We start from the raw sequence: 629 nt of genomic DNA on the forward strand, positions 1-629 counted from the left end.
TGGTGAACACGCGCCAGCCCGTGGCCTACGCCACGGTATGCCTTAACCGCGCCATCGACTGGCGTTATCAGCTGATTCCGTTGCGGGTGATGCACCAACTGGCGCAGCAAGCCGGAGTTCAATGGAGCAAGTCCCCCGATGACGATCCCGACATGAGGCTTCCTGACGAGCTGCAAGCCATTGCGGCAAAGCTTCTCGCCGAACAGCTTCTGGACCCTGATGAAGAAGCGATGCTGGCTCGCGGCTATCTGCATCAGTCCGCCAACTGGAACATCGCCAACGACAGCGTGCACGAAGGTGACGATGGCAAGGCGCCGCATCACAAAGGCGGCCGGTCGATCAATCTGTTTTACGTCAACCGTCCGCAACCTCCCGCGAAAGATGGCGGAGTCAGCCAACGCAAAGTGTTGCGCAATGAAAATCACTGACGTGCCTAAGCGCCTGTTGCCATGGCTGGCGTTGTTGCTCTCGGGCTGTGCACTGACACAAAGCACTCCCCGCAACGGCCTGCCCTACGACAGTTGGTATCTGGGCTTCCGGGCACCAGCACGCATGGAGGTATGGCTGGAAACAGCGGATATCGAAGATACGCAGGGGCGGATTTTCGTGGGCATGATGCAAGGCATCGT

At 59.0% G+C, this 629-nt stretch carries 2 pseudogenes; both read left to right on the forward strand.

Annotated elements, in window-relative coordinates:
• Positions 1-428 (forward strand): annotated as a pseudogene (locus ISP19_RS00015) (hypothetical protein); the annotation flags it as partial.
• Positions 415-629: pseudogene (locus ISP19_RS00020) on the forward strand (DUF2931 family protein); the annotation flags it as partial. The pseudogenes ISP19_RS00015 and ISP19_RS00020, both read left to right, overlap by 14 nt.

It is taken from the genome of Dyella flava (genome assembly GCF_016904955.1).
Classification (GTDB): domain Bacteria; phylum Pseudomonadota; class Gammaproteobacteria; order Xanthomonadales; family Rhodanobacteraceae; genus Dyella_B; species Dyella_B flava.